The 7594-nt window shown below is 57.8% G+C and carries 5 protein-coding genes and 2 pseudogenes; 3 read left to right on the forward strand and 4 right to left on the reverse strand.

Going from position 1 to position 7594, the window contains the following annotated elements:
* Positions 1–457: pseudogene (locus ACEW8Q_RS07005) on the forward strand (IS5 family transposase); the annotation flags it as partial.
* 130 nt (positions 458–587) lie between these two features.
* Here the strand turns inward: ACEW8Q_RS07005 and ACEW8Q_RS07010 are convergent.
* The 4 genes from ACEW8Q_RS07010 to ACEW8Q_RS07025 form a co-directional block, all read right to left on the reverse strand.
* Entirely contained in the window at positions 588–953 is a 366-nt protein-coding gene (locus tag ACEW8Q_RS07010) for a hypothetical protein (RefSeq protein ID WP_373503337.1), read from the reverse strand.
* A gap of 73 nt (positions 954–1026) precedes the next feature.
* The gene (locus ACEW8Q_RS07015; protein ID WP_373503338.1) at positions 1027–1332 is read right to left on the reverse strand and encodes a hypothetical protein; all 306 of its coding nucleotides are present in this window, start codon (positions 1330–1332) and stop codon (positions 1027–1029) included.
* Positions 1333–1383: 51 nt separating this feature from the next.
* Positions 1384–2718 (reverse strand): HlyD family type I secretion periplasmic adaptor subunit, encoded by a 1335-nt coding sequence (locus ACEW8Q_RS07020; protein ID WP_373503339.1) that lies wholly within the window; start codon positions 2716–2718, stop codon positions 1384–1386.
* Positions 2719–2722: 4 nt separating this feature from the next.
* Positions 2723–4486, reverse strand: coding sequence for an ATP-binding cassette domain-containing protein (locus ACEW8Q_RS07025; protein WP_373503340.1), 1764 nt, complete (start codon positions 4484–4486; stop codon positions 2723–2725).
* A gap of 436 nt (positions 4487–4922) precedes the next feature.
* Between ACEW8Q_RS07025 and ACEW8Q_RS07030 the strand changes: the two genes are divergently transcribed.
* On the forward strand, positions 4923–6158 hold the full coding sequence (locus tag ACEW8Q_RS07030; protein WP_373503341.1) for a S8/S53 family peptidase: 1236 nt from the start codon (positions 4923–4925) through the stop codon (positions 6156–6158).
* A 353-nt stretch (positions 6159–6511) separates the two neighbouring features.
* Positions 6512–7594 (forward strand): annotated as a pseudogene (locus ACEW8Q_RS07035) (IS3 family transposase); the annotation flags it as partial.

The following is a 7594-nucleotide window of genomic DNA, read 5'->3' on the forward strand; positions in this document are numbered from 1 at the left end:
GTATAACAAGGCGCTCAAGCGCCGGGGATCACTGACGATCTGGTTCGATCCTGACATGGCTTGGGCAGCGAAGCCGACCGGCAAGCGTGGGCGACAGCCTGTCTACAGCGATGCCGCCGTCCAGACCTGCCTGACGATGAAGGTCCTTTTCGGCATGGCGCTGCGACAAACGACCGGCTTCGTCGAGAGCTTGCATGGCCTGATCGGCCTCGACTGGGATGTGCCGGATTTCAGCACCCTCAGCCGTCGCCAGAAGACCCTGGCCGTGAACCTCCCGCATCGGGGGTCGCAGGGTCCGCTGCACCTGCTGATCGACAGCACCGGCATCAAGGTCGAGGGCGAAGGCGAGTGGAACGCGCGTAAGCATGGCGGGGCAAAACGCAGCGTCTGGCGCAAGGTCCATCTCGGAATCGACGAGCAAACGCAGGAGATCAGGGCGGTCGAGGTCACCAGCAATGTCAACCGTAGTCGCCAACGCGAAACTCCCGCCCATTAACCAACGGGCGCGGAGTCGCAAGTCAACCGATCAAGCAGAAGGTGGGGATCCGACCCCGCTTAAACTGGGTCTCGACCCTAGTGAAACGGTGTCAGAAGAAATCGGCCTCGTAGTAGCCGTAATAGCCCCAGTATTGGCCGTCCGACGTATAGCCGTATTCCGACCCGATCCCGCCGTAGTTGGCATAGGTCGACGAGCTCAGATACCCGCCACCACCATCGTAGTCGTAATAGCTGCTGCCGTAGCTGTAGCCCTCGTATCCGGTGTCATAGCCGTAGTCGTAGGAATCATAGACGTAGTAGGTCCAGTAGGTGCCGTCGTTGTCATAGGTCGACGCAGAGAACGACTGGCCTTCGTAATAGGTTCCGGTGTCCGCATAGGCGTAGCCGTAATAGCTGTCGCCCGACGTGTTGGCCGCGTAGTAGTAAAATAGCGTGTCCGTAACTGAGCTGCTCATTTCCCTTCCCCCTATGTTAACAGGCTCGCCTTAGCGCACCAAATGACCGTATCTCGCCACATCAATCGGAATTCTAATTGTAGGATTGGGCACCTTGATCCGGCGGCATTCCCTTCTTTACAACGCCTTGGCGCTCCAGATCTGCCAATGCACCGCCAAGTTTCTGAAGTAACTCGCCAGCCACGTGCAGCGGAAGAACAAGCCGAGTCACTGGATGCACCGTCGTCTCGCGGCCATTCTGGGTTTGCGATGCGCGCGAAACAGAAAGTTCAATCCTGAAGTTTCCACCGTCAAAACCGACTGCCGTGATCATATCCGAAAACACTTCCCTAAGTTCGTCGTTGGACACATATTTAGGCTTCTTTGCTTCATTTGTCATGACTATCTTGTCCCGTTTGTCCTCGCGCAATGCAATCTGCCCGAGTTGACTTCAATGCTCTCTTATGCTTCGCGAAAAGCTCGTCCATAGCGGATCAAAGAGATATTCGGCGAATGTTCTGCTGCCAGTTATGATGAACACCTCGACCTGCATCCCAGGATAGAGACGGCCGGGGTCAATGTCAGATGGCAAGACAATTTCTGAGATCCGCGCTACGTAGTAATCGGATTCATCCTCGGATCCGATGAGTTTGTCTGCCGAAACATATTCTACCCGTGCAGTCATCAAGGGCGAATAGGGGATATGCAACGCCGGAATGCGCACTGATGCGGCCTGACCTTCAAAAATTCGGTCGATATCTGCGGGATTGATCCGGGCTTCAACAACTAGATTCGCTGGAGTCGGAATCAATTCGACGATTGTGCCACCCTCTTCAATCACTCCACCAACCGTGTTGACCTCGCGCTTAACCACAATCCCGTCAACCGGGGAGACGACAATGCTTCGTGTCAGCAGATCTGAAGTTTGCTTCAATTCTTTCTGCAGCTTCGCTAATTCGAGCCGAAGACTGATCACGTCAGTGGCTGCAGCCTCAACGCGCTCTCTTTCAAGGCTTGCGATTTGTTGTTCGGCTTCGAGATTCATTTGACGGACCGCACCGATTTCGGATTTCACCTTTGCATCCAGGCCCTGAATTTCGGCCGCCGTCCGGCTCAGTCCATATAGACGGTCCATTGCAGACAGCCCCCGATCATACAACGACTGCACCGCCTTGATCTCTTGCCGCAACAGATCGATCTGGATAGCGTAGGCGTCGCGCTGTGCAAGAAATCCCTCGATCTGCTCTTCACCTGCGTTGATGGATTGCCGAAGGATAGCGATCTTGACGGCGCGGCTCGCCTGGCGGGCGCTAAACTCGCTCTCCTGGTCGGAAATCAACCGCGCTACCGCCTGATCACTGCGCGCGGCTTCGAGGAGAACCCCAGGATAGCTGATGCGATCCTGTTCGTCGCGTTCAGCCATTAGCTGAGCCTCGCGCGCCATGCCCATATGCAGTTCGGTCGTCAGGCGTTCCAGTTCCGCTCGAGCGCGCGTAGTGTCAAGACGCACCAAGATGTCACCGCGTGAGACCACGCTTCCTTCATCGACCAAGATTTCGGCGACGATGCCGCCTTCCAGATGCTGAACGACCTGATTCTGCCCGCGGGCTACAAAGCTTCCGGCAGCAATGGCCGCGCCGTTTATTGGCGCAGTCGCGGCACCGACCCCGAACACGCCGCCAAACACTGCCAAGGCTACAGCGCCCACCCAGATCGGCTTAGTGTGATTGGTGGCAGCCAGCAATCGTTTCCGCAGTGCCAATACTTCGCTGTTTTGTGCGGTCATCTCGTCATTCCCCCAGCAACAGCACGTTTTGGCCAGCCACGCGATCACGGAGTTGCCAGCGCCCCTGCCCCGCAGAAGCGCTCTGTTCGTTTTCTTTGCGGATGGATTCGATAGCGCCACCCTTCATGACCACGATCCGGTCCAGCACTCGCAGAAGGCTGCCGCGCGGCGAGATCACCACAACTGTGCTGCCCGCTGTGCGCAAGGCGATCAGGGCAGCAACCAGCATCCTCTCTCCATCCAAGTCGAGGTCGGACATCGGTTCATCTAGAACGACGAGCTTGGGTGCGTCGTAAAAGGCTCGCGCAAGGAGCAGCCGTTTGAAAAATCCAGGAGACAGTTCGACTGCTGCGCGCGCCATGGGTGTGTCGAGCCGCAGCTGAAGTTTGCCAATCTCGGTTTCCACCTGCACAAGCATAATGGCTTTCCAGACCTTTTCGGGGTCCAGAACACCAAAGCGGCAGATGTTCTCGCCAATGGTACCGGGGAGAACATCGCCGCGTTGCGGCAAATACCCCAAAGCCGCATGGCGCGCGTCGGAATTACTGGTTTTCAGGTCGACACCATCCACACTCACAGAACCGCTCGTCGGATCAAGCGCGCCAACCAGCAATTGACCCAACAGACTTTTGCCAGATCCGCTGGGGCCCGCGATCCCCAGGATCTCACCAGACGCAATCGACAGGCTTACACCCTTGACATGGGGTTGGCCTCGTCCTGTCGAATAGACCATTTGAACGGCCTCCACAGTGCCGGATTGCGGCACGTGGTGTGCTTCAGTCATGCGGGGGACGCTCTTCAACAGGCGATTCAAACGCTTGTAGGCATCCCGCGCATTTCGAAATGCACGTTGTCCGGTGATCATCCCCTCAATCGGCTGCACCGCCCGACTTGCTAGGATCGACGCCACCAAAATCATGCCAGGACCAAGATCGCGCTGAATCGCAAAAAAAGCTGCCGTAGTTAGAACCACCAGTTGCGTAGTCATTCGCAAGACCTGTGACAGACCGACAGTGACGGCAGTCTGACTTTCGGAGCGGCGCAGATTTTCCACAAAGGCAAGCTGCGTTTGCATCCAGCGCAACACGACGGCTGTCGTCATCCCCATACTGGCCAGCAGCGCGCCATTGCCGCAAAAATCACTAAAATCAGTCCCAGCATCACGCATTGCCTCAGACACGCGTCGCTGATTTTGCGACACTAGAATATCCGTGATAATCGCGAGGATGAGCATCGCGGCCGCCATCGCAGTTGCCACAAGTCCGACAACTGGATGGATCACGAACAGTATGATCAGAGAGATTGAAGCAAATGGCACATCCATCAAAGTCAGGAGCTCGCGCCCACCAATGAATCGACGCAATGCGTCGACGTCCTGCAAAGGAAGCTGGCGGTCTGGGCCGACCATTGCCGATCTAAGGCTTGTCCGAACCACCTTCTCGCCAAGCGAAACGTATACTCGTTGGCCAAGCCTTTGGATCGCCGACAGTCGCACCGAGTCAAAAACTGCCGCAAAAACGACGGCGACGATCGCAGCTATCGAAAGAACAATCAGTGTCTCGACGCTGCTGCTAACAAGCACGCGCGAATAAACCTGGGCGACATACAGAGGCACAACAAGGAGCAACAAGTTGAAAGCTGCTGTAAATAGGAAGACGGCTGCCAAGTTGTGACCGATGCGAAAACCGAACAGCTCGTACAGTGGCGCGCACTCATCAGATCCTAGTCTAACTGCAGAGCTGCGCAGGTTGTCTACGGCTTCACTCATGGTTCACGCAATCGTTAACAAAAGACTCTTCCGCAGTTAGCACAGCGTGGCCCAAGTCGGTCAACGAGAAATCTTGGTTCGTGGAAATTTGGCCCACGGAAAGTTGATATCAAGCGCGTCACTTGGCGAGTCCGGGGGTCGAGAAAACAACTCTAGGGCTATCAAAACAACCGCAGATGCCTACAGATTTCCATCCTTCAACTTTCGGCTGCGCTCGCATTCGGATGCTGTAGTGCGGGTGGTGGTTGCATGTGCCAGGCGATTCGCACAGATTGACGACGAGGGCACTGCCGCTAGTGTCGATGCTGAACCAGGAGCAGGGATGGTTAGGCACACATCCAAACCGCGGAGCCGTCTTCTAGCGTTTTTGGTGGCCTGCATGTGGGCGGCGCTATCATACGCGTTGACAAGTCCGATTGCGGCGGCGGCGCAAACCTTGACCGATCGGTTGCGCGCCGTCTCGCAGGTGATGTGCGCCGGAGACATGGACGTGGCCCCGGAGCGCGGAGCAACGCTTTTGGGCGAGCGGCGCTTTCAAGAGAAACGAACGGAAAATTGGTTGCGCGACTGGCGCTTAACTGATGGAGGGATGATACGCGTCACTCGGGGAGAACGTGTGGGCGCCCCTGTGTTGTACTTCGTAGCCTATTATGCCGGAAAGAATGGCCGACGGCCGATGATGCGCCTCGTCTGGGACGACCGCTGTGCCCTGCGTGGGGGTGAGCGGATCGTGTATGACAAAAATGGGCTAGGTGCGGCAATTCGGCTCGAACTTCTCGACCCGGAGCTTCACCTGCGCGCGGCCCCCATCCCGCTTAATCCTCCCGTGCCAGAGGGAACCCCGCGCGCTGACTGTACCCGCGTCGGATTGCTCGACAACGGGGTCAACTATCTGCTGCCACAGATCGCTGCGCGGCTCGCGCGCGATCCGAACGGTGCACTGGTCGGGCGGGATTTTTGGGAGGCCGACGATCGACCCTTCGACTTTGGCGTGCCGGACGGCGACCCCGATCCCCGGCTGTCGGCTTTCGATCCGCCACAACACGGAACCGGGTTGGCAAGTGTGCTGATCGCCGACACGCCCGCACAGATTTGTCTTGCGATCTACCGCTATAGCCCCCCCGACATTCGTAACGAGATCGAGGGCATCGTCGATCGCATGGCCGCGGACGGGGTGCGCGTGGTGGTAATGGCATCAGGACGCGACCGCGCCTGGCCGGCGTTTCGAAGCGCCATGCTTGCGCATCCCGAGTTGTTGTTCATTGCGGCGGCCGGTAACGATGGCGCTGATCTGCGCCAAAGAGCACTTTATCCAATGGTCTATGCCGTGCCGAACCAGCTGGTGGTCACAGCCGTCACCGCCGAGGGGGCCGTATGGCCGCCGGGAAACACAGGAGCTGGGATCGTGGCACTTGCGCTACCTGCGGTTGGGGTGCCGGGCCTTGCGTTCGATGGGCGCAGGGTTGGTTTGACTGGGACCTCTTATGCTGCACCGCGCGCGGGAGCTGTGGCAGCAGCTTTAGCTCGGGCGAACCCTGCGGCGAACGGTGAGACGTTGCGCGCAATGGTGATCCGGGCCATGCAAACTCACGGGCGCACCGTGGACGGCATAGTCCGACTCGACGAAGTTGATCTGCGCGCCGTCCTATCCGAACATTCACCGCAGAAATAGTTCCCTGTAGCAATACAAGCCATCGAGTCCGCAAAGCGACATCGAGGCATACGAGATGCCGGCTTGGCATGATTGAAGGGATCATTCCAAAGTAGTCGGCCTGCAAGCGATGTGGTGGACGCCCTCTGTCGGCATTGATGTGCCATGATGGCGGGTGTTGAAGCACCGGCGCACAGGGGGGCGTCCATGGTGGAAGCTTGGATCATCGGCCTGAATTTGGCCAAGAATTTGTCTTAGGCGCATGGTGCCGGTAGGTAATCCCCCCGAAGGTAAGGGGCTGAATAATTGGATTTTTCTCGGCGGCAAGAACGAGGAGATATCGAATGAAGTCAAGCAGGTACACTGAGGCCTAGATCATCGCGACCCTGCGGCAGGCCGAAGGCAATGTGCCGGTGGGGGAGCTGTGCCGCGAGCATTGGATGAGCAACGCGTCGTTTTTCAAATGGCGGGCGAAGTATGGCGGGATGAATGCATCGCTGATCAGCCAGATGAAGGCGATGGAAGAGAAGAACCGGCGCATGAAGCGAATGTATGCTGACCTGGGCATGCAGGCGGATTTGCTGAACTGAGAAGGTGAACGCCATTGGTCCGAGAGAACCTGAGCAGGCCTTTGGAAAAAACTGACAGGGCCATCTCAACGCCGCGAGATGGCCGGGAGTGCGGTGGCGCGACGTGGAGCGAGCATAGCGCTGGCCTGTCGGGCCTTGGGGGTCAGCGAGACCTGTTATCGCTATGGCCCGAAGTTAAAGGCCGCGAACGAAGAGATCGCCGATCTGCTCGTTGGGTTGATCGATGCCCGCAAGACTTGGGGGTTCGGGCTGTGCTTCCTGCACTTGCGCAACGTGAAGGGGCATCCGTGGAACCACAAACGGGTTTACCGCATCTACTGTGCCCTTGAACTGAACCTGCGGATCAAACCCCGCAAGCGGCTGAAGCGCGACAAACCAGAGGTGCTGGCGGTGCCTGAGGCTCCGAACATGACCTGGTCAATGGACTTCATGGCTGATCGGCTGGGGGATGGCAGGGCGTTTCGGCTGCTGAATGTGCTGGACGATTTCAACCGCGAAGGCTTGGGCATCGAGATCGACTTCTCGCTGCCGGCCGAGCGCGTGATCCGGACCCTGAACAGGATCATCGAATGGCGGGGAAAGCCCGGCACTATTCGCGTCGACAATGGCCCCGAATACATCAGTGGCAAGCTGCTGATCTGGGCCGAGGAGCGGGGGATCACGATCCAGCACATCCAACCCGGACAGCCCCAACAGAACGCCTATATCGAGCGCTACAACCGCACCGTCAGGCATGAATGGCTCGACCAATACATCATCGAAACCATCGAGGAGGCCCAAGACCACGCCACGCAATGGCTATGGACTTACAACAACGACCGCCCGAACATGGGCATCGGCGGCATCACACCCGCCCAGAAACTGAAA

The sequence above is a fragment of the Aestuariivirga sp. genome (genome assembly GCF_041738905.1).
Classification (GTDB): Bacteria; Pseudomonadota; Alphaproteobacteria; order Rhizobiales; family Aestuariivirgaceae; genus Aestuariivirga.